Consider the following 17,923-nt stretch of genomic DNA (forward strand, 5'->3'; position numbering starts at 1 on the left):
CCCGCGCCCGCGCCCGCGCCCGCCGATCTTGCAGTTCTGGTGGGTGGACCGTCCCGACATTGGGCATTTGTGGGGCACCACAACTGCAAGATCGACGCGTGCGGGGGTCAGGGGCGGGTGGCCTCGATGAGGAAGCGTTGGGCGTGGGCCACGAAGGGGCCCTCGGCGGTGATGCGGTGGTGGAGGTCGCGCAGCGGTGCGCGGTAGCGGTCGACCGTGAACCCGGGCACCGTCCAGATCACCTTGCGCAGAAACCAGACCACCGCGCCGATGTCGGAGAAGGTCGCCCGCAGGGTGGCCCGACGCAGGTCGACCACCCGCAGGCCGGCGGCTTCGGCGGCGGCGACCGCGTGCTCGGGGTGTCGCTGGGTCGGCGGCGGCAATGGCCCGAGGATCGCCTCACTCAGCTCCCGCATGGTGCCGGCCCCGATCTGCTGCGACAGGAACGTCCCGCCCGGTCGCAACACCCGCGCCGTCTGGACCCAGTCGGTACGCACCGGATGCCGACTGACCACCAGATCGAACGAGGCGTCGCGGAACGGCAGCGGCCCGTCCGGCGCGACCGCCACCACCGACGCGCCGACCCGACGCAGGGTCCGTCGCGCGACCTCGACGTTCGGCGGCCACGCCTCGGTCGCCGTCAGCAGCTTCGGTGGACGCGGCACCTCGGCGAGCACCTCCCCGCCGCCGGTGTCCACGTCCAGAGCCGCGCCGGCGTGCGCCATCCGGTCGGCGACGATCCGGGCGTACCCCCAGGGTGGACGCTCCTCGGTGGCCCGGCCCGCCAGCCAGTCGAAGCCCCAACCATCGACGGGTGCGGCGACGGCCTCCGCGATCAGGTTCTCGGCGTCACGCTCAGCGATCATGGCGGTCAGCCTCGTGGCTGGCCACCCGGCCGGCAACCCATTTGCCGCCGCCCGGCCGGGGCGTCCGCGTGGATCTCAGCCGAGGCCGAGCTGGTGCTCCTCGAGGGCGGCCTGGAGGATTCCGAGCGCCTTCGGGCCCATGCCGTGCAGTTTGGCCAGCTCCGCCCGAGGGACACCATCGAGCTGCCGCAGCGCGGTGTAACCGGCGGCGTTCAGGGCCCGGGTGGCGGGCGCGCCGATCTTCGGGAGCGTGTCCAGAGAGGGGGTCATCCCGGGATGGTAGATCGACCAGCCGCTCCGATGCCGGCCCCGCGCACGAAGCCGGCCGGCCGGGCACCCGGCTCGCGGGTCGCGGGTCGCGCGGGCCTGTCCGGCAGGTCGGGTCAGGGGCGGGCGATCTCGCCGGTGGAGCCGGCGAGTGCGTCCAGGCCGCCGGCCTCGGTGCGGCCGCTGTCGAACTGACGCATCAGCCGGGCGCCCAGGTGTACGCCGACCCCGCCGACGGCCAGCGCGACCAGCTCGGTGACCAGGATCGCGACCGACGCGCCGCGCTGCGGAGAGTGGGACCGGACCAGGCAGGTGAGCAGGAACATGGCGGCCATCACCGCGTTCACGAGGTTGAAGGCCACGGCGGTACGGCGGGTCCGGTCAACCGGCACGTCCCACAGGTCGACCATGCCGGCCACGGCGGTCAGCGCGGCGGCGACGAGGGCGGCGACGCCCGTCCAGTAGCCGACCTCGCCCAGGAACGCGGGCCCGCCGACCACGTCGGTCAGGTCGAAGACGGTGGCGCTGACGAAGAGCCCGAGCGGGAACGTCACCAGCATCGGTTGGATCGAGTGCCCCTGCACCCTCAGCCGGCTCTGCATCGGTCCTCCCCCGGGTCGGCGCAGCTCACCTGACCAGAGTGCTACCCGAGGCCGGTCGAGGCGAAACGATGCCGCCCGACTCGCCGGTGGCAGGGAGAACGGGCACCCGTGGCCACCGCCCGCCCGCCCGACGCCAGACGGCCAGACGGCCAGACGGCCAGACGGCCAGACGGCCAGACGGCCAGACCGAGTGTTGATCGACTCGCGCTTCAGGAAGTCGGGGCATCCGCCGACCCATGACCCCCCGACTTCCAGGAACCCGAGTCGATCACGACACCGACACGGCCGAGGGGCACCGACGAGGCCGACCGACACCGACACGGCCGACCAACACCGACACGGCCGACCGGCACCGACGAGGCCGACCGGCACCGACGCGATCACGACAGCAGGGCAGCCGGCAGCGCGGCGGCGCGGCCGGGGTCAGTTGTCGCGTTGGCGGGAGACCGTGCGGACCAGTCGCTCCGCCACCTCGCGCAGCGGGATGTCCAGCGACGAGGCGGCGGTCCGCAGCACGTCGAGGGCCTCGGCCGGCGGGCAGCCGCGTTGCGTCATGATCACGCCGACGGCCTGGCCCACCACCCCGTCGTGCAGGAGCGAGGCGTCCCGTTCACCGGCGAGGGTGAGCTGCCGGCCACGGTCGCGGACGGCGGCGAGCAGCAGGCCGGCGTGTTCGGCGAGCAGCATCGCGGTCAACTGGTGCTGCGGGGTCAACAGGTCCGGCGCGGCGGCGTACAGGTTGATCGCGCCGATCACCTGGTCGTCGATGTCGACCGGCGCGGAGATCACCCCGCGTACGCCGAGGTCGCGGGCGCGCGCCGTCCAGGCCGGCCAGCGGGGCTCACTGGCCAGGTCGGCGGCGAGGATCATCTCGCGGCGGTGGATCGCGCTCATCGCGGGCGAGTCCGGCCCGTGTCGCAGGTCGTCCAGCCCGGCCAACCCCTCGTCGGAGGCGGCCACCCCGGCCGGCTCGCCGGCCCGCAGGGCGGTGAACCCGCACCAGCGCACCCCGGCGACGGCGTCCCGGGTGACCCGGACCAGTGCCAGCAGCGCCTCATCAAAATCGGTCAGGGAGATCAGCCCGGCGGTCAGCTCCCGGAGCAGCGCGGCTGCTTCCAGCACGCCGAGGGTCTGCGCCACCGGTTCCCGCGTGTCGAGGTTCACCGGTTCGCAGCCTCCGTGCCGTCTCGTGCCTGCCCGGCAAGCATCGTCACCTGTGTCATCGTCTGCTCTCTCCCGACTCGACCGACCAGCCCTACTACCCTGGGAAACCTGGGTCGAAACGGCGTATTTCGGGGCCCCGGCCGCGCGTGGAGGCGCGACCGGGGCCCCGACGGTCGGTACGTCAGCGCGAGGCGCCGCTGAGCCGCCGCCCGATCGAGGCGATCAGGCGGTCGAGCTCGGAGCCGAACGGGTTGTCGTGCACCAGGTACGTCCAGGTGGCGGTGGGCCGGACCAGAGTGCCGTCGTCGGGCTGCCAGTCCTCATCGAATTCGGTCTCGGTGAAGGTGGCGATGGTGCGGGCCTCGATCTCCGGGATCAGGTCGTTGAACGCCGGCACCGCCGCCCGGTGGAACTCGTCCAGCGGGTCGAGCCGGCCCAGAGCGCGCAGGTGGACGCCCTCGCGGACCTCCGACAGCTCGGCCAGGTGCTCGGCCCAGAGCCGGTCCAGGTGGTAGAGCGCGATCGACCGGGCGGCACGGGCGAGCAGTTCCTCGTCCATCTCGCCGGCCTTCTCGGGCGCCTTCTCGAGCAGCATCACCGCGGCCACGTCGCTGGTCAGCAGGCGTTCCCGGCGCGCGGCGAGGGCCTTGCGCTGCTGCTCGATCACCACGCTGTAGCGCCAGGTGTTGCGGTGGATCTCGTGGTTGACGCCCTCGGCGACCCGCTGGGCGTGCTCCACCGCGTAGTCGACCTGCTCGTCGGTCACCAGGCCGTCGGCGTTCATCCGCGGCGAGGCCGGCACCGAGTCGGCGGCGTGCCGGACGACGAGGTCGTCCTCCAGGCTGACGAAGAAGACCGAGCCACCCGGGTCGCCCTGCCGGCCGGCTCGACCGCGCAGTTGGTCGTCCACGCGGCGGCTGTCGTGCCGGCCGCTGCCGATCACGAAGAGCCCGCCCAGCTCGGCGACCCGCTCCTGGTCGGCCTGGTCGCTGCCGCCGAGACGGATGTCGACACCCCGGCCGGCCATCTGGGTGGAGACGGTCACCGCGCCGTACGCGCCGGCCTCGGCGATGATCGCGGCCTCTTCGTCGTCGTTCTTGGCGTTCAGCACGACGCAGGGCACCCCGGCGGCGTTCAGCCCGGCGGCCAGCCCCTCGGACTCCTTGACGTCCAGGGTGCCGACCAGCACCGGCCGCCCCTTGGCGTGCCAGCGCTGGATCTCGTCGATCAGCGCCTCGTCCTTCTCCGCCCGGGTGGCGTAGATGCGGTCCGGCTCGTCCTCGCGGATGCAGGGGGTGTTCGGTGGGATCACCGCGACCTCGAGGCCGAAGAACTCCCGCAACTGGTCGCCGACCAGCACCGCGGTGGCGGTCATCCCGCAGACCTTCGGGTAGAGCGCGATGTACGCCTGCATGGCGATGGTGCCGAGCACCTCGCCCTCGGCGGTGGCGTCCAGCCCCTCCTTGGCCTCGACGGCGGCCTGGAGACCGTCCGGCCAGCGGCGGCGCTGGGCCACCCGGCCGCGCATCTCGTCGACCAGCTCGACCGAACCGTCCCGGACGATGTAATCCACGTCACGGTGCAGCAGGGCGTGCGCGTGCAGCGCCACGTTGACCGCGGAGAGCTGCGCGACGTGCTCCTCGTCGTACAGGTCGATGCCGAGCTTGGCCTCGATGGCGGCCAGGCCGGCGGAGGTGAACGCCACGCTCCGCCCGTCCTCGGCGACCGTGTAGTGCTTGCCCTTGCGCAGGCCACGGACGAGCGCGGCGGCGGCGTGCACCGGGTCCTGCTCGCCCGGCACCGCGCCGGCCAGGACCATCGGCACCCGGGCCTCGTCGATCATGATCGAGTCGGCCTCGTCGACGATGGCGGTGGTCAGCGCGGGCTGCACCCGGTCTTCCACGTCGGTGACCAACTGGTCGCGCAGGTAGTCGAAGCCGGCCTCGCTGACCGAGACGTAGGTGACGTCGCAGGCGTACGCGTCGCGCCGCTCCTGCGGGGTGGAGGCCTCGTTGACCCAGCCGACGGTGAGGCCGAGCAGGGTGTAGACCGGCTCCATCCACTGGGCGTCGCGGCGGGCCAGGTAGTCGTTGATGGTGAGCACGTGCACCGGGCCGTTGCCGAGCCGGACGTGCCCGTACGCGGCGACCGTGGCGGTCAGTGTCTTGCCCTCACCGGTGGCCATCTCGGCGACCTTGCCGGAGAGCAGCGACATCGCGCCGAGCAGCTGCACGTCGTACGGCCGCTGGTCGAGGCCACGGCGGGCGGCCTCGCGGCCGACGGCGCAGATCTCCTCGTAACCGGCGGCGGCGCCCGCGGCCGCGGTCAGCTCGGCGTCGTCGAGCGCGGTGAGCTCAGCCTCGCGCGCCTCGATCGCCGGGAGCAGTTTCTCCAGCGGAGCAAGATCCACGGTCGAGCCGGGGCGCTGGAGGAACCGCCGGAACTTGCTCTTGAACCGTTGCGACACACCCATGAGCGGCAACGGTACGCGATTCCGGGCGGCGCGCGCGGCCCGGCCGCCCGGCAAGTCCGCCTTCCTGGGACGAAGTCAGCCGACGAGCAGTTGGTGGCTGGCGAGCTCCCGGTACAGCGGGTCGGTGGCGGTCAGTTCGGCGTGGGTGCCCACGGCCACCACCCGGCCGCCGTCGAGGACGACGATCTGGTCGGCGTCGACCACGGTGGCCAGCCGGTGCGCCACGATCAACAGCGTCCGGCGGACGGCCACGGCGTCGATGGCGCGGCGCAGCGCGACCTCGTTGCGGGAGTCGAGGTTGCTGGTCGGCTCGTCGAGCAGCAGCACCGGCGGGCCGGCGAGCAGCGCGCGGGCGATGGCCAGTCGCTGCCGCTCACCTCCGGAGAGCAGGACGCCGCCCTCCCCCACCTGCACGTCGAGGCCCTGCGGGGTGCGCCGCGCCAGGTGGCCCAGGTTGACCTCGTCGAGGACCTCGCGCAACCGGTCGTCGGTGGCGTCCGGGGTGGTGATCAGCAGGTTCTCCCGCAGTGTGCCGGCCAGCACGGGAGCCTCCTGCTCGACGTAGCCGAGCCGGGCCCGCAGCGCGTCGCGGGGCAGGTCCCGGACGTCGGTGCCGTCGAGTCGGACCGCGCCGGCGCTCACCTCGTAGAAGCGCTCGACCAGGGCCAGCAGGGTGGACTTGCCGGCGCCGGAGGGACCGACCAGGGCTGTCCGGGTGCCGGCGGGAACCGCGAAGCTGACCTCGTGCAGCACCGGCTCGCCGCCCGGGTAGCCGAAGCCCACCCGGTCGAACTCGATCATCGGGGTCGGGCGGCGCGGGGTCGCCGTCGCGGCGGCCGGCGCCGGCCGGTCGTCCGCGCCCTCCGCGGGCACGGCGAGGATCTCCTCGATCCGCTGCAGGGCGCCCAGGCCAGACTGCAACTGGGTGTACGCCCGCAGCACCTGACCCAGCGGCAGCGCCAGCAGGAACAGGTACATGACGAACGCGACGAGGTCGCCGACGGAGATCGCCCCGGCGGCGACCCGCGCCCCACCGATGCCGAGCACCAGCAGGAACGCGCCCTGCACGGTGACCGAGCCGATCGGGCCGACCAACGCCTGCACCCGGGCCACCCGCAGCCCCGCGGCGTACGCATCCCGCGCGCTGCCGGTGACCGTCTCCGTCTCCCGGGTCTCGGCGCGGCTGGCCCGGATGGTCCGGGCCGCCGAGATGGACCGCTCCACCGCCGAGGTCATCTCGCCGATCCGCTCCTGGGCGACTCGGGCCAGCGCCCGGACCCGGCGGGCGAAGGTGGCGGCGAAGGCCAGCCCCAGCGCCACCCCGAGCAGAGTGACGCCGAACAGCAGCGGGTCGAGCAGCACCATGGCCGTGCCGGCGCCGACCACCGTCACCGCCCCGGTGACCGTCTCGAAGAGCCCGGAGGTGACGACCGCGCGCAGCAGCGTGGTGTCCGAGCCGACCCGGGAGAGCAGGTCGCCGGTGCGTCGGCGGTCGTACTCGGCGATGGGCAGCCGCAGCAGGTGGCCGGCCAGCCGGCGCCGGGTGCCCAGCACCAGCCCCTCGGCGGTGCGTTGCAGCAGGTAGTCGCGCAGCCCGCCGATCGCCGCGCCGAGCACCACGAGGGCCACCAGCACCGCCACCAGCCGGGACACCCCCTGCTCGGCGCCGATCCGCTCCAGCACCGACCGGGTGAGCAGCGGCTGCGCCAGCGACGCCGCCGAGCCGGTCAGTGACAGCGCGCCCACCACGACCAGGGTGCCGCGGTGCTCCCGCAGGTACGGCAGCAACGCGGCCAGGCCGACCGGCCGGCCGGCGGGGCTGCCGCCGACCGGCCGGTCGGTCGAGGTGTCGCCGGGGGCCGGCCGGTCCTGCACGGTGCTCATGTCGCGAACGGTAGCCGGCCCTGGCACGCGGCGGAGGCGGGTCAGGCGGCGAGCACCACCTGAAGCTCCTGGCGGCGACGGTCGGCCAGGTCGGTGAGGAGGGCGGGCGCCTCGTCGAACGGCACCACCGCCGAGACGAGGTGCTTGCGGATGGCGTCTCCGTACGTCCTGAGCAGGTCGACGGTCTCGGCGGAGAGCCGTTCGCGGTCCCAGGTGGGCGCGAGCCCGCGCGGCACCCGGCCGATCTGGGCGCAGCGCAGCGACAGCCCGTTGTGGTGGAACTCCTCGCCGAGGCGGACCGCGTCCGCGCCGCCCTGGTAGAAGGCCAGGTCGATGACGGTGCCCTGGGGCCGCAGCAGCCGCAGGGCGAGGTGCAACGCCCACGCCTGCCCCCGGCACTGGAACACCACGTCGGCGCCCCGGTCGCCGGCGGTGTGCGCCCAGCGGGTCTTGAGCACGACCGCCGGGTCGTCCGCGTCGGGGTCGAGGGTTTCCAGGCCGAGCGCCTCGGCGACCTGACGGCGGTGCGGGGTGGGGTCGAGCACCACCACCGACGCGGCGCCGTTGCGCCGGGCGAACAACGCCGTCAACAGCGCCACGACACCGGCGCCGACGACGGCGACCCGTCGGCCGCGTACCCCGTCGCCGAGCGCCCGGACGTCGGTGCCGTGCAGGTCGGCGGCGGCGTGCAGCAGACCGTTGGCGCAGATCGGGCCCATGTGCGCGACGTAGACGCCGAGCAGCGGGTCCAGGTCGTCGGGTAGCGCCACGAACCGTTCGGCGACCGGGTCGGCCAACCAGCCGGTGCGGTGCCCGTACGTCATGGCGCCTACCGTGCCCACCGCGACGGCCGGGGTCTCGCTCTCCACCACCCGGCCGACCTGCATGTAGCCGAGTCGGGTCACCGGGTACGGCGTGCTGGCCGCCCCGGGCTGGAACAGCCCCAGGTCGGCATTCCAGGTGACGTTCAGGTAGGGATTCGTGCCCTTGACGTAGCTCAGCTCGGTGCCGGCGGAGACACCGCTGAACAGGGTCTCGACCCGGAACGTGCCGGGGCGCAGCGGGGCGGCGTCCTGCTCGACGAGGTCGACCTGGCCGGGGCCGGTGACCACCACGACCTTGTCACGCATCGACGGTCACCCCGCTGGCGAGCATCGTCGGCGCGGTAGCGGTGGCGAGCCGCACAGTGGTGCCGGTGCGGGCCGAGTCGGCCACCGCGAGGGCGAGGCGCTGGGTCGCGAGGGCCTCGGCGTACGGGACGCGCACGTCGTCGCCGATGCCGCGGACGGCGTCGACGAAGGCCCGGTCCACCGCCACCCGGGCGGCTTCCGGGTCGGCCGGGAGGTGTCGTTCGCCGTCGGCGTCGCGGATCGACAGCCCGTCCTCGGTGATCGCGAGGGCCAGCCCGTCGGCGAGGATCTCCAGGCCGGCGCGGTGTTTCCAGCCGAGGACGCAGGCGGCGCTGAGCGTGCCGACCGCTCCGTCGGCGAAGCGCAGCGCGGCGGTGGTCACCGAGTCGATGTCGGCGCCGTCGACCGGCGGTGGGGTGCCGTTGCCGTACGCGGTGACCTCGGTGACCTCGCCGGCCAGCACCCGGATCAGGTCGAGCACGTGGGCGGCCTGCTCGACCACCGGGCCGCCGGAGCGGTCCCGCCGCGACCACCACGCCACCGGGGGCACCTTGTCCAGCCAGGCGCCGCTGACCATCCGCACCGGGCGGTCGGCGAGCAGGTCGCGGGCCTGGTCGAGCACGCTCAGGTAGCGCCAGTGGTGGCCGACGGCGGTGCGCAGCCCGCGTTGGGCGACCAGGTCGGCGATCCGCTCGGCGGTGCTCAGGTCGACCGCGACGGGCTTCTCCACGAACATCGGCAGCCCGGCCTCGATCACCGCCTCCTCAGCGGGGCCGTGTGCGAACGGTGGCACACAGACGTACACGGCGTCCGGCTCGGTGGCCAGCAGCTCGGCGACGTCGGTGCAGGCCCGCCCGCCGTGCTGTGCGGCCAGCGCGGACGCCGCCTCCGGCGCCACGTCGGTGATCCCGACCAGCTCGACGTCGTCGAACCCGGCCAGCACCCGCGCGTGACGTTGTGCCACACCACCGGCGCCGACCAGACCCACCCGGCATTTCCGCATCCCGACACCCCTTCGAAGACAATTCATGTGCGGTGTGAGCAGTCCCCTGGGGTGCGCGCAATCAAACGTTCATCACCCGGGAACCCATTGACGTCACCTCTGTGATCAAGCTGTTGCCGAGAAAGCGGTTAGCGCGTGACGAGGAATGGGAACAACCAAATTCGGTTTTTCCACGCACGAACGGAGGGGTGCCCGTGCGGGATACGACATCGAGCGTGTCACCGGTGGTAGAGGCGTGGGCCACGTACCGGACGACGTCGGCGGCGGACTGGCCGACGCGTCGGCTGCTGCGTGCCAAGGGTGGGACGCGGGTCAGCGTGGTGCTGCCGGCCCGCAACGAGGAGGCCACCGTCGGCGCGATCGTGTCGACCATCCGGGAGCACCTGATGGATCGGGTGGCCCTGGTCGACGAGCTGATCGTGGTGGATTCCCGCTCGACGGACCGGACCGCCCAGGTGGCCCGCGCCGCCGGTGCGGAGGTGGTCAGCCAGGACGCGATGACCCGGGGGTTGCCCCGGCTCACCGGCAAGGGCGACGCGCTCTGGGCCGGGTTGGCCGCCGCCGAGGGAGACGTGGTGGCGTTCATCGACGCCGACCTGCGGGAGTTCCGGCCGCACTTCGTGAGCGGGCTGCTCGGCCCGCTGCTGACCGACCCGTCGGTCGACTTCGTGAAGGGCTTCTACCACCGACCCCTGGTGGGCACCGCCAGCGTGGAGCAGGACGGCGGGGGTCGGGTGACCGAGTTGATGGCCCGACCACTGCTCAACCTCTTCTGGCCCGAGTTGGCCGGCTTCGTGCAGCCGCTCGCCGGCGAGTACGCGGGCCGCCGGGACGTCCTGGCCCAGGTGCCGTTCGTCTCCGGGTACGGGGTGGAGACGGCCATGATGATCGACCTGCTCGACCTGGTCGGCCTGGACGCGCTGGCCCAGGTCGACCTCGGTGAGCGCAAGCACCGCCACCAGGACACCGCCGCCCTGGGCCGGATGTCCGCGCAGATCATGTTGACCGCCTGGTCCCGGCTGCAACGGCGCGGCTGGGCGACCCCCGGGTTCGCGCCGGAGGCGTTGCTGACCCAGTTCCGTCGCGGTGGCTCGGACACTCTGCCGAACCTGGACCGCGAGATCGTGGTCAGCGACGTGTCCATCGAGGAGCGCCCGCCGTTGGCCGAACTGCGCCACCGGGTGCCCCGCCGCCGGGTGGCCGCCGCGTGAGCGCGAGGAGTGAGCCGATCCTGCGAGCCCCGACCGGCCGGAAGGGACGCACCCGATGAGCCTCACCGTGCTGATGAACGCCGGCCCGTGGCTGTCGGTGCCACCGCCCGGCTACGGCGGCATCGAGAACGTGATCGCCACGCTGGTGCCGGAGCTGCGGCGGCTCGGCGTACGGGTGATGCTCGCCTCGGTGGGCAGCAGCACCCTGCCGGTGGACGAGCAGATCTCGGTCTTCGCCGACGGGCAGTTCGCCGCGTTGCAGCGGCCGTACAACCAGGTCTGCGGGATCGCCCAGGCGCACCTGGCCGGAGTGGTCCGGGAGTTGCACTCCCGCGACGACATCGACCTGGTGCACGATCATGTCGAGGCGGTCGGGCTGGCCACCCTCGCCGCGATGGGGCCGGCCGGGCCGCCGACCCTGCACACCCTTCACTGGGACCTGGCCAAGCACCCCGCGCTCTACGGCGGGCTGGACGGCGGCGACCGGGTCCGGGTCAACGGCGTCTCCGCGTCGCAGTTGGCCCGCGCCCCGTTGGCGCTGCGGGAGCACTCGGTGGGGCACGTGCACCTGTCCACGCCGCTCGCCGTCGACGCCGACCGGCGGCCCCGACCGGAGAAGGGCGAGCACCTGCTCATCCTGGGTCGGATCAACCCGGGCAAGGGGCAGGACGTGGGCGCCCGGCTCGCGCACCGGGTCGGTCTTCCGCTGGTGCTGGCCGGCCCCGTGGGGCCGTACCATCGGCCGGCCGACCTGGCCGCGGCCGGCGACGAGGCCCGGCAGAACCCGGACGTGCGGTTCTTCCTCGACGAGGTGGCACCGCACGTCGACGGTGACCTGGTCCGCTGGGTCGGCACCGTGGCCGGCCAGGAGCGCGACGACCTGCTCGCCAGCGCCCGCGCGTCGCTGTTCCCGCTGCGGTGGGAGGAGCCGGGTGGCACGGCGGTCGTCGAGTCGCTCGCCCTGGGCACGCCGGTGGTGGCCACCGCCCGGGGTTGCCTGCCGGAGCTGGTCGAGCACGGCCGCACCGGGCTGCTCACCACCGACGAGGAGGAGTTGGACGACCTCGTCCTCGCCGCCGAGTTGCTCGACCCCGACGAGTGCCGGCGGGTGGCCGCGCAGCGCTTCACTCCGGCGGTGATGGCGCAGCGCTACGTCGAGCTGTACGAGCGGGTGCGGCAGTTGGCGAGCGCGCCGAGGTTGCTGCCGGCCTGACCGATGGCGCGGCCGGCCGGTTTGTCGGCCGGGACAGCGGGTAGCCGGCAGCGCTCATGCCCGCCGCGCGACGAGGAGCCGGGAATGGTCGGATCGATGGCGCACTCCCGGGCCCGACCCAACCCGGCCGACGGCAAACCGCCGGTCCGTCGCGCGGCGGCGACGGTGGGCGTGCTGTTCCTGCTGGTCGGCGTGCTCGGCTTCGTGCCGGGGATCACCAGCGGCATGGACGCGCTGCGCTTCGCCGGCCACGACTCGGGCGCGTACCTGTTCGGCGTCTTTCAGGTGTCGGTGCTGCACAACCTGGTGCACCTGGCCTTCGGCGTGGCGGGTCTGCTGTTGGCGCGGACGGTCACCGGCGCTCGGGCGTTCCTGATCGGCGGAGGCGCGATCTATCTGGTGCTCTGGCTCTACGGGCTGGCGGTGGACCACGACACCGGTGCGAACGTGCTCCCGGTCAACGACGCCGACGGCTGGCTGCACCTGGGTCTCGGTGTCGGCATGGTCGCACTGGGCGTCCTGACCGGCCGGCCCCGTCCCTGACCTGGGACTGCGGGCGTGACCTGCCTCGCTCCGCCATCGGTCCGGTTTGATCGGGAACGGCCTCGGGTAGTTGGCAGATCCGGACCCAGCAGCGAATTGAGGCGCCGATGTCGAGCGGGATCACCTGCGAGGTGCGTACCACGGCACCGGTGGCGGTCGTCCGGCTCACCGGCCCACTGCACCTGGGCACGATGCGCTCGGTGCACCAGGCGCTCAGCGACGCTCTTGTCGACCAGCCGGAGGCGCTGGTGGTCGACATGGCCGGGGTGAACGTGGAGGATCGCCTGGCGCTGTCCGTCTTCGCCGCGACCGCTCGCCGGGCCGAGGAGTGGCCGGCCGTGCCGGTGCTACTCTGCGCCCCGTCGCCGGTCGCCGCGCGCTGGCTGGCCGAGTCGACCACGTGCCGGGTGCTCTCGGTCTCCGCGGACTGCGCGGAGGCGACCCGGTTGGCCGGCACGTCGTCCACGTTGCGGATGCGGGCCCGACTGGAGCCGGTGGCCGGGGCGTGCCGGCGGGCCCGGGACCTGGTCACCGACGCGTGCGCGCGGTGGAACCTGCCCGACGCGTCCGGCCCGGCCGCGCTGGTGCTCAGCGAGCTGGTCGGCAACGTGGTGCGCCACGCCGGCACGCCCATGCAGGTGACGGTGACCCTGCGCCGGCCGTATCTGCACCTGGCGGTGGTGGACGGCAGCAGTGCCCAGGCCCGGGCGGGTGGGACGGACCTGCACGCCGAGGGTGGGCGAGGGTTGATGCTGGTCCGGGAGCTGACCCAGCGCTGGGGCAGCGTGCCGGCCGGTCAGGGCAAGGCCGTCTGGGCGATGCTGCCGGCGACCTGAAGGCCTGGGGCGCCTGCCCCGGTACTGGCGATCTGACCGAAATTACCGCTGCTGGCTGGTTACATGGTGCGAGGGTGGGTAGAGCACGCCCGTCCTTTCTGCCGTCACGACGGGGTGAGCAGCCATGCCCAAGCGGGTAACCACAGAACCCGGTCGCGATCGGGGTCCGGCGATCCTGGCACCGGCCCGTTTCGGGGGTTTCCCGGGAGCGGTACGCACGCCGGTCCCCGGCAACTCGTTGATCAAGTTCCTCGCCACGACCGACCACAAGCAGATCGGCCTGCTGTATCTGCTGACCTCCTTCGGGTTCTTCCTGCTGGCCGGGCTACAGGCGATGCTGATGCGCGCCGAGTTGGCCCGCCCGGGGCTGCAGTTCCTCTCCTCGGAGCAGTACAACCAGCTCTTCACCTCGCACGGCGCGGTGATGCTGCTGCTGTTCGCCACGCCCGCCGCGTTCGGGTTCGCCAACTACATCGTGCCGATCCAGATCGGCGCACCGGACGTGTCGTTCCCCCGCCTCAACGCGCTCGCCTACTGGCTGTACCTGTTCGGCGGCCTCTTGGTGGTCGGCGGGTTCCTCACCCCGGGCGGCTCGGCGGACTTCGGGTGGACCGCGTACAGCCCGCTGAGCAGTTACGAGCACAGCCCGGGTGTGGGCGCGAACATGTGGGTGGTGGGCCTGGTCGTCTCCGGGCTCGGCACCATCCTCGGCGCGGTCAACCTGATCACCACGATCCTGACCCTGCGCGCGCCCGGCATGACCATGTTCCGAATGCCGATCTTCACCTGGAACATGCTGTTCACCAGCGTGCTGGTGATCCTCGTCTTCCCACTGCTGGCCGCCGCGCTGCTGGCGCTCTCCGCCGACCGGTTGCTCAACGCGCACGTGTTCGATCCGGCCACCGGCGGCCCGATGCTCTGGCAGCACCTGTTCTGGTTCTTCGGTCACCCCGAGGTGTACATCATCGCGTTGCCGTTCTTCGGCATCATCACCGAGATCATCCCGGTCTTCTCCCGCAAGCCGCTCTTCGGCTACACCGGGATCGTGCTGGCCACCATCGCCATCACCGTGCTCTCCATGACGGTCTGGGCGCACCACATGTTCGCCACCGGCCAGGTGCTGCTGCCGTTCTTCAGCATCCTCAGTTATCTGATCGCGGTGCCCACCGGCGTGAAGTTCTTCAACTGGATCGGCACCATGTGGAAGGGGCAGCTCACCTTCGAGACGCCGATGCTGTTCGCCATCGGCTTCCTGGTGACGTTCCTGCTCGGCGGTCTCACCGGGGTGCTGCTGGCCAGCCCGCCGGTGGACTTCCACACCCACGACACCTACTTCGTGGTGGCGCACTTCCACTACGTGGTGTTCGGCACCGTGGTCTTCGCCCTCTTCGGGGGCTACTACTTCTGGTGGCCGAAGATGACCGGGCGACTGCTCGACGAACGGCTCGGCAAGGCGCACTTCTGGACCATGTTCATCGGCTTCCACGGCACCTTCCTGGTGCACCACTGGCTGGGCAGCGAGGGCATGCCGCGCCGGTACGCCGACTACCTGCCCACCGACGGCTTCACCACCCTGAACACCGTCTCCAGCATCTTCGCGTTCATCCTCGGCCTGTCCACCCTCTTCTTCATCTACAACGCCTGGAAGTCCTGGCGGTACGGGGCGGTGGTGACGGTGGACGACCCGTGGGGCTTCGGCAACTCCCTCGAATGGGCCACCAGCTGCCCGCCGCCGCTGCGCAACTTCGACCGGATGCCCCGGATCCGGTCCGAGCGCCCCGCCTTCGACCTGAAGTACGGTCCGCTCGTCGCCGATCTGGGCCGCGACCTGCCGCAGCGCACCACGAAGCCGCCGCAGCAGTTCTCCGACGAACTGCGGATGGAGCACCACGCCCCGGAGTCGCCGTCCGCCGAGGGCGCGCACGGCGCCCGCGAGGCGACCGACTACCAGCCGGCGCCGCGCTCCGGCGCCCGGCCGGTGGACGTGCCGGAGCCGGAGGGCGTCCGCCGGCCGAGCTTCGAGGAGAGCGACTCGCCGAAGGACGCCGAGGACGCGCCGAAGCCGCACGAGCGCTGGCGCCACCCGCACAGCGACGGCAACCCCGACGAGCACTGACCAGGGGTACGCGCAGAAGGGCCGACACCCCGCGAGGTGTCGGCCCTTCGTTCGTCCGGGTGCGGTCAGTCAGTCCCGGGCCGGCGCCAGGCCGGCTGCGGTGAGCGAACGGCGTACCGCGGGCTGGACCCGGGTCAGCCGCAGCGGCACCCCGGTCCGCTCGGCCGCGTCCCGACCGGCCATCAGCGCGGCGATCCCACCGGCGTCGAAGCCACCCGCGCCGACCAGGTCGACGACCACCTCGCTGGGCTGGCCGGTGACCGCCTCCAGCATGGCCCGGCGCAGCTGGTCCGCGCCGTCGCGGTCGATCTCGCCGCCGACCTCGACCACCACCGAGTCGCCGTTCTGCTTGACCGAGATCCGGGTCTTGCCCGGGTCGGGTTCGGCGGCGCCGTTCTGCCACGGCGGCGGCGCGTCGGCGAGCATCGCCTGTCGCAGCCAGGTGAGCGCCCGCGACAGCAGCCGGGACACGTGCATCTGCGAGATGCCGAACCGGGCGGCGATCTCCGCCTGGGTCTGGTTGCCGTAGAAGCGCATCGCGAGGATCCGCCGTTCACGCCAGGGCAGTCGGTGCAGCAGACCGCTCACCGTCACCCGGTCGTCGACCGACTCCAACGCGTTGTCCGACTCACCGACCAGGTCCCCGAACTCGGCGGAGCTCTCCCCACCCACGGGCGCGTTGAGCGAGGCCGGGCTGTAGCCGGCCGCCGACTCCAGGGCGGCGAGGATCTCCTCCTCCGGGGTCTCCAGCCGGGCCGACAGTTCGGCCACCGTCGGCGCCCGGGACAGCTCGCTGGTGAGCGCGGCGGTGGCCTGCCCCACCTCGAGGATCAGGTCCCGCAGCCGGCGGGGCACGTGTACGCCCCAGGTCCGGTCCCGGAAGTGTCGTTTGATCTCGCCCACGATGGTGATCGCGGCGTACGCGGTGAAGGAGCCCCGTTCCGGGTCATAGCGGTCGACAGCGTTGACCAGCCCCAACCGGGCCACCTGCTCCAGGTCCTCCAGCGGCTCCCCCCGCCCCCGGTACCGGCGGGCCAGCCGGCCGGCGAACGGCAGCGCGAAGCGCACCAGGTCCTCGCGGGCCTCCCCCCGCCGCTCCGGTGGGAGCCCGGCGATCCGGGCCGCGTACGCCATCGCCGCCGCGTCGAGATCCTCCAGACCTCGGTCGGTGGGTGGTGGTGTGGTCGTGGTCGTGGTCGTGCTCGTCTGTCCGAACATCCGCGCCTCCCTCAGGAAGGTCCCCCGCCCGGATCGGGAAACCGGTCGTGCGCGTGGTCGAGCCACGCACCGGGCCGGAAAGTGGGTCAGTGACTGGGATGCCAGCGGGCGACACCGCCTCTACGCAGCGCAATCAGGCCGTCGCAGCCAGCGATGTTCCCGCTCCGTAGGTACTCAATCACGGGACCCCGGGTTCGCGAGGATGTTTCGGCGTGCTCCGTCTCAGGAGACCAACAACCCCTGGTGGCCGCCGCTGTCGCGGAGCACGGCCAGCGCCTCGGCGACCCCCAGTGGGGGCGGCGCGGGCAGGTCGTACGGCTGGGCGCGCAGAACCTCGGTGGCCCGGCGGGTGGGCACCGAGGTGACCGGGTAGCCCCGGGCCGTGGTCCGGTCCAGCGCCCGACGCCGCCGGCCGAACCCGGCGACGGCCAGCCACTGCGGCAGCCCGGCCAGGGCGGGCGAGCGCACCCCGGGCGGCTCGGGCAACACGTCCACCGAACTGAACGCCTCGCTGCCGGCGAGCCACCACTCGGCCTCGTCGACGCTGCGGCGGGTGGCGTTCTCACACCAGTACGGCACCAGCCCCGCCCGCACCACCTGCCACGGGTCGAGCAGTCGGCCGCACTCCACCACCAACCGGTCACCGGTCTTGCCGGCGCGCCGCAGCCACCGCCGGTACAGGTCGGCCACGCCCGCGCTCAGCGCCGCCGGCCGAGGCACCAGCACCCGGTGCAACGGGTGGTGGTGCCGGGCGGACCAGTCCCGGGTGGCCAGTTCGAAGCCCGAGTCGACGCCGTGCTCGGCGTACGCCGACGGTACGGACACCTCCGGTGGCTCCCACCGGGTCGCGTCGCCGCCGACGGAGCGCAGCACCTGCCGCAACGCGTGACTGTCCGGGTGGAAGTCCACCGGGTCCAGCCCGCTGCCCGGGCAACCGACCTGGAAGCTGTGCCCCGGCCCGCGCTCCAGCACCGGCCAGGTGCGCGCGTCGTGGACCAGCAGCACGGGGGCCTCCGGCACCAGCCGGTCGGCCAGGAACTGCGCGTACGCGGCCGGTAGGGCCCTCCACGCGGCGGTCAGCGACACGGTCGCCCCGGTCAGCGCCCCGCGGCTGGCCGGGCAGTGCACCTGACGCAGGTGCAGGTCGGCGTTGCCGGCGAGCATCCGGGTGGCGAGTGCGGCGCCGTGCTCCACGGCGTCCGCCGGGCGGTCCACCCCGCCGTCGGCCCAGTGCACGGTCATCTCGAAGCCGGCCGGCAGCCACGGCACGCCAAGGGCCACCGCGAGGTGCGCCGCCGCGCCGTGCGGAGAGCCGATCAGCACCCCGGGGTAGCGCCGGCGGGGGTACTGGTCGACGAACCAGCGGGCCACCCGGGCGGCGTCCACCTCGTCGACCA

At 73.0% G+C, this 17,923-nt stretch carries 15 protein-coding genes; 5 read left to right on the plus strand and 10 right to left on the minus strand.

All coding sequences use genetic code 11. The features are described 5' to 3' along the window. Positions 1-107: 107 nt before the first annotated feature. From PSH25_RS04480 to PSH25_RS04515, 8 genes are all read right to left on the minus strand, one after another. Positions 108-866: a class I SAM-dependent methyltransferase gene (locus PSH25_RS04480; RefSeq protein WP_238657792.1), complete on the minus strand. Its 759-nt coding sequence runs from the start codon at positions 864-866 to the stop codon at positions 108-110. A 75-nt stretch (positions 867-941) separates the two neighbouring features. After that, entirely contained in the window at positions 942-1,136 is a 195-nt protein-coding gene (locus tag PSH25_RS04485) for a helix-hairpin-helix domain-containing protein (RefSeq protein ID WP_238657793.1), read from the minus strand. 113 nt (positions 1,137-1,249) lie between these two features. Beyond that, positions 1,250-1,735, minus strand: coding sequence for a DUF2231 domain-containing protein (locus tag PSH25_RS04490; protein WP_238657794.1), 486 nt, complete (start codon positions 1,733-1,735; stop codon positions 1,250-1,252). Positions 1,736-2,158: 423 nt separating this feature from the next. Continuing rightward, on the minus strand, positions 2,159-2,899 hold the full coding sequence (locus tag PSH25_RS04495; RefSeq protein ID WP_238657795.1) for a GAF and ANTAR domain-containing protein: 741 nt from the start codon (positions 2,897-2,899) through the stop codon (positions 2,159-2,161). 181 nt (positions 2,900-3,080) lie between these two features. Beyond that, positions 3,081-5,372, minus strand: a complete 2,292-nt coding sequence (secA2, locus tag PSH25_RS04500) for an accessory Sec system translocase SecA2 (protein WP_238657796.1) — start codon at positions 5,370-5,372, stop codon at positions 3,081-3,083. 75 nt (positions 5,373-5,447) lie between these two features. Further along, positions 5,448-7,256, minus strand: coding sequence for an ABC transporter ATP-binding protein (locus PSH25_RS04505; RefSeq protein ID WP_238657797.1), 1,809 nt, complete (start codon positions 7,254-7,256; stop codon positions 5,448-5,450). A 41-nt stretch (positions 7,257-7,297) separates the two neighbouring features. Further along, positions 7,298-8,386, minus strand: coding sequence for a zinc-dependent alcohol dehydrogenase (locus PSH25_RS04510; RefSeq protein WP_238657798.1), 1,089 nt, complete (start codon positions 8,384-8,386; stop codon positions 7,298-7,300). Further along, entirely contained in the window at positions 8,379-9,389 is a 1,011-nt protein-coding gene (locus PSH25_RS04515; RefSeq protein WP_238657799.1) for a Gfo/Idh/MocA family protein, read from the minus strand. Before PSH25_RS04515 ends, PSH25_RS04510 begins: the two co-directional genes overlap by 8 nt. A 284-nt stretch (positions 9,390-9,673) precedes the next feature. Here PSH25_RS04515 and PSH25_RS04520 point away from each other — a divergent pair, with 284 nt between their 5' ends. From PSH25_RS04520 to ctaD, 5 genes are all read left to right on the plus strand, one after another. Further along, positions 9,674-10,600 (plus strand): glucosyl-3-phosphoglycerate synthase, encoded by a 927-nt coding sequence (locus PSH25_RS04520; protein ID WP_274526990.1) that lies wholly within the window; start codon positions 9,674-9,676, stop codon positions 10,598-10,600. A gap of 55 nt (positions 10,601-10,655) precedes the next feature. Continuing rightward, positions 10,656-11,813, plus strand: a complete 1,158-nt coding sequence (locus PSH25_RS04525; RefSeq protein WP_238657801.1) for a glycosyltransferase — start codon at positions 10,656-10,658, stop codon at positions 11,811-11,813. 84 nt (positions 11,814-11,897) lie between these two features. Further along, complete coding sequence (locus tag PSH25_RS04530; RefSeq protein WP_372492717.1) at positions 11,898-12,356, plus strand: DUF4383 domain-containing protein; 459 nt, start codon at positions 11,898-11,900, stop codon at positions 12,354-12,356. Between the two features lie 107 nt (positions 12,357-12,463). Next, complete coding sequence (locus tag PSH25_RS04535; protein WP_238657802.1) at positions 12,464-13,192, plus strand: ATP-binding protein; 729 nt, start codon at positions 12,464-12,466, stop codon at positions 13,190-13,192. Between the two features lie 124 nt (positions 13,193-13,316). Beyond that, positions 13,317-15,308, plus strand: a complete 1,992-nt coding sequence (gene ctaD / locus PSH25_RS04540; protein ID WP_238657803.1) for an aa3-type cytochrome oxidase subunit I — start codon at positions 13,317-13,319, stop codon at positions 15,306-15,308. Positions 15,309-15,377: 69 nt separating this feature from the next. On the opposite strand, the gene PSH25_RS04545 is transcribed toward ctaD, so the two are convergent. Both PSH25_RS04545 and PSH25_RS04550 read right to left on the minus strand, forming a co-directional pair. Beyond that, positions 15,378-16,526 carry a SigB/SigF/SigG family RNA polymerase sigma factor gene (locus PSH25_RS04545; RefSeq protein ID WP_238657804.1) on the minus strand — a complete coding sequence of 383 codons (1,149 nt, stop codon included), beginning with the start codon at positions 16,524-16,526 and terminating at the stop codon, positions 15,378-15,380. 222 nt (positions 16,527-16,748) lie between these two features. Continuing rightward, a partial coding sequence (locus PSH25_RS04550) for a hypothetical protein (RefSeq protein ID WP_238657805.1) occupies positions 16,749-17,923 on the minus strand: 1,175 nt, incomplete at its 5' end.

It is taken from the genome of Micromonospora foliorum, assembly GCF_022229015.1.
GTDB lineage: Bacteria > Actinomycetota > Actinomycetes > Mycobacteriales > Micromonosporaceae > Micromonospora > Micromonospora foliorum.

Coding starts and splice junctions, on each gene's coding strand:
- PSH25_RS04480 (WP_238657792.1), bottom strand. CDS start 866: ATGATCGCTGAGCGTGACGCCGAGAACCTGATCGCGGAGGCCGTCGCC.
- PSH25_RS04485 (WP_238657793.1), bottom strand. CDS start 1,136: ATGACCCCCTCTCTGGACACGCTCCCGAAGATCGGCGCGCCCGCCACC.
- PSH25_RS04490 (WP_238657794.1), bottom strand. CDS start 1,735: ATGCAGAGCCGGCTGAGGGTGCAGGGGCACTCGATCCAACCGATGCTG.
- secA2 (WP_238657796.1), bottom strand. CDS start 5,372: ATGGGTGTGTCGCAACGGTTCAAGAGCAAGTTCCGGCGGTTCCTCCAG.
- PSH25_RS04505 (WP_238657797.1), bottom strand. CDS start 7,256: ATGAGCACCGTGCAGGACCGGCCGGCCCCCGGCGACACCTCGACCGAC.
- PSH25_RS04510 (WP_238657798.1), bottom strand. CDS start 8,386: ATGCGTGACAAGGTCGTGGTGGTCACCGGCCCCGGCCAGGTCGACCTC.
- PSH25_RS04515 (WP_238657799.1), bottom strand. CDS start 9,389: ATGCGGAAATGCCGGGTGGGTCTGGTCGGCGCCGGTGGTGTGGCACAA.
- PSH25_RS04525 (WP_238657801.1), top strand. CDS start 10,656: ATGAGCCTCACCGTGCTGATGAACGCCGGCCCGTGGCTGTCGGTGCCA.
- PSH25_RS04530 (WP_372492717.1), top strand. CDS start 11,898: ATGGTCGGATCGATGGCGCACTCCCGGGCCCGACCCAACCCGGCCGAC.
- PSH25_RS04535 (WP_238657802.1), top strand. CDS start 12,464: ATGTCGAGCGGGATCACCTGCGAGGTGCGTACCACGGCACCGGTGGCG.
- ctaD (WP_238657803.1), top strand. CDS start 13,317: ATGCCCAAGCGGGTAACCACAGAACCCGGTCGCGATCGGGGTCCGGCG.
- PSH25_RS04545 (WP_238657804.1), bottom strand. CDS start 16,526: ATGTTCGGACAGACGAGCACGACCACGACCACGACCACACCACCACCC.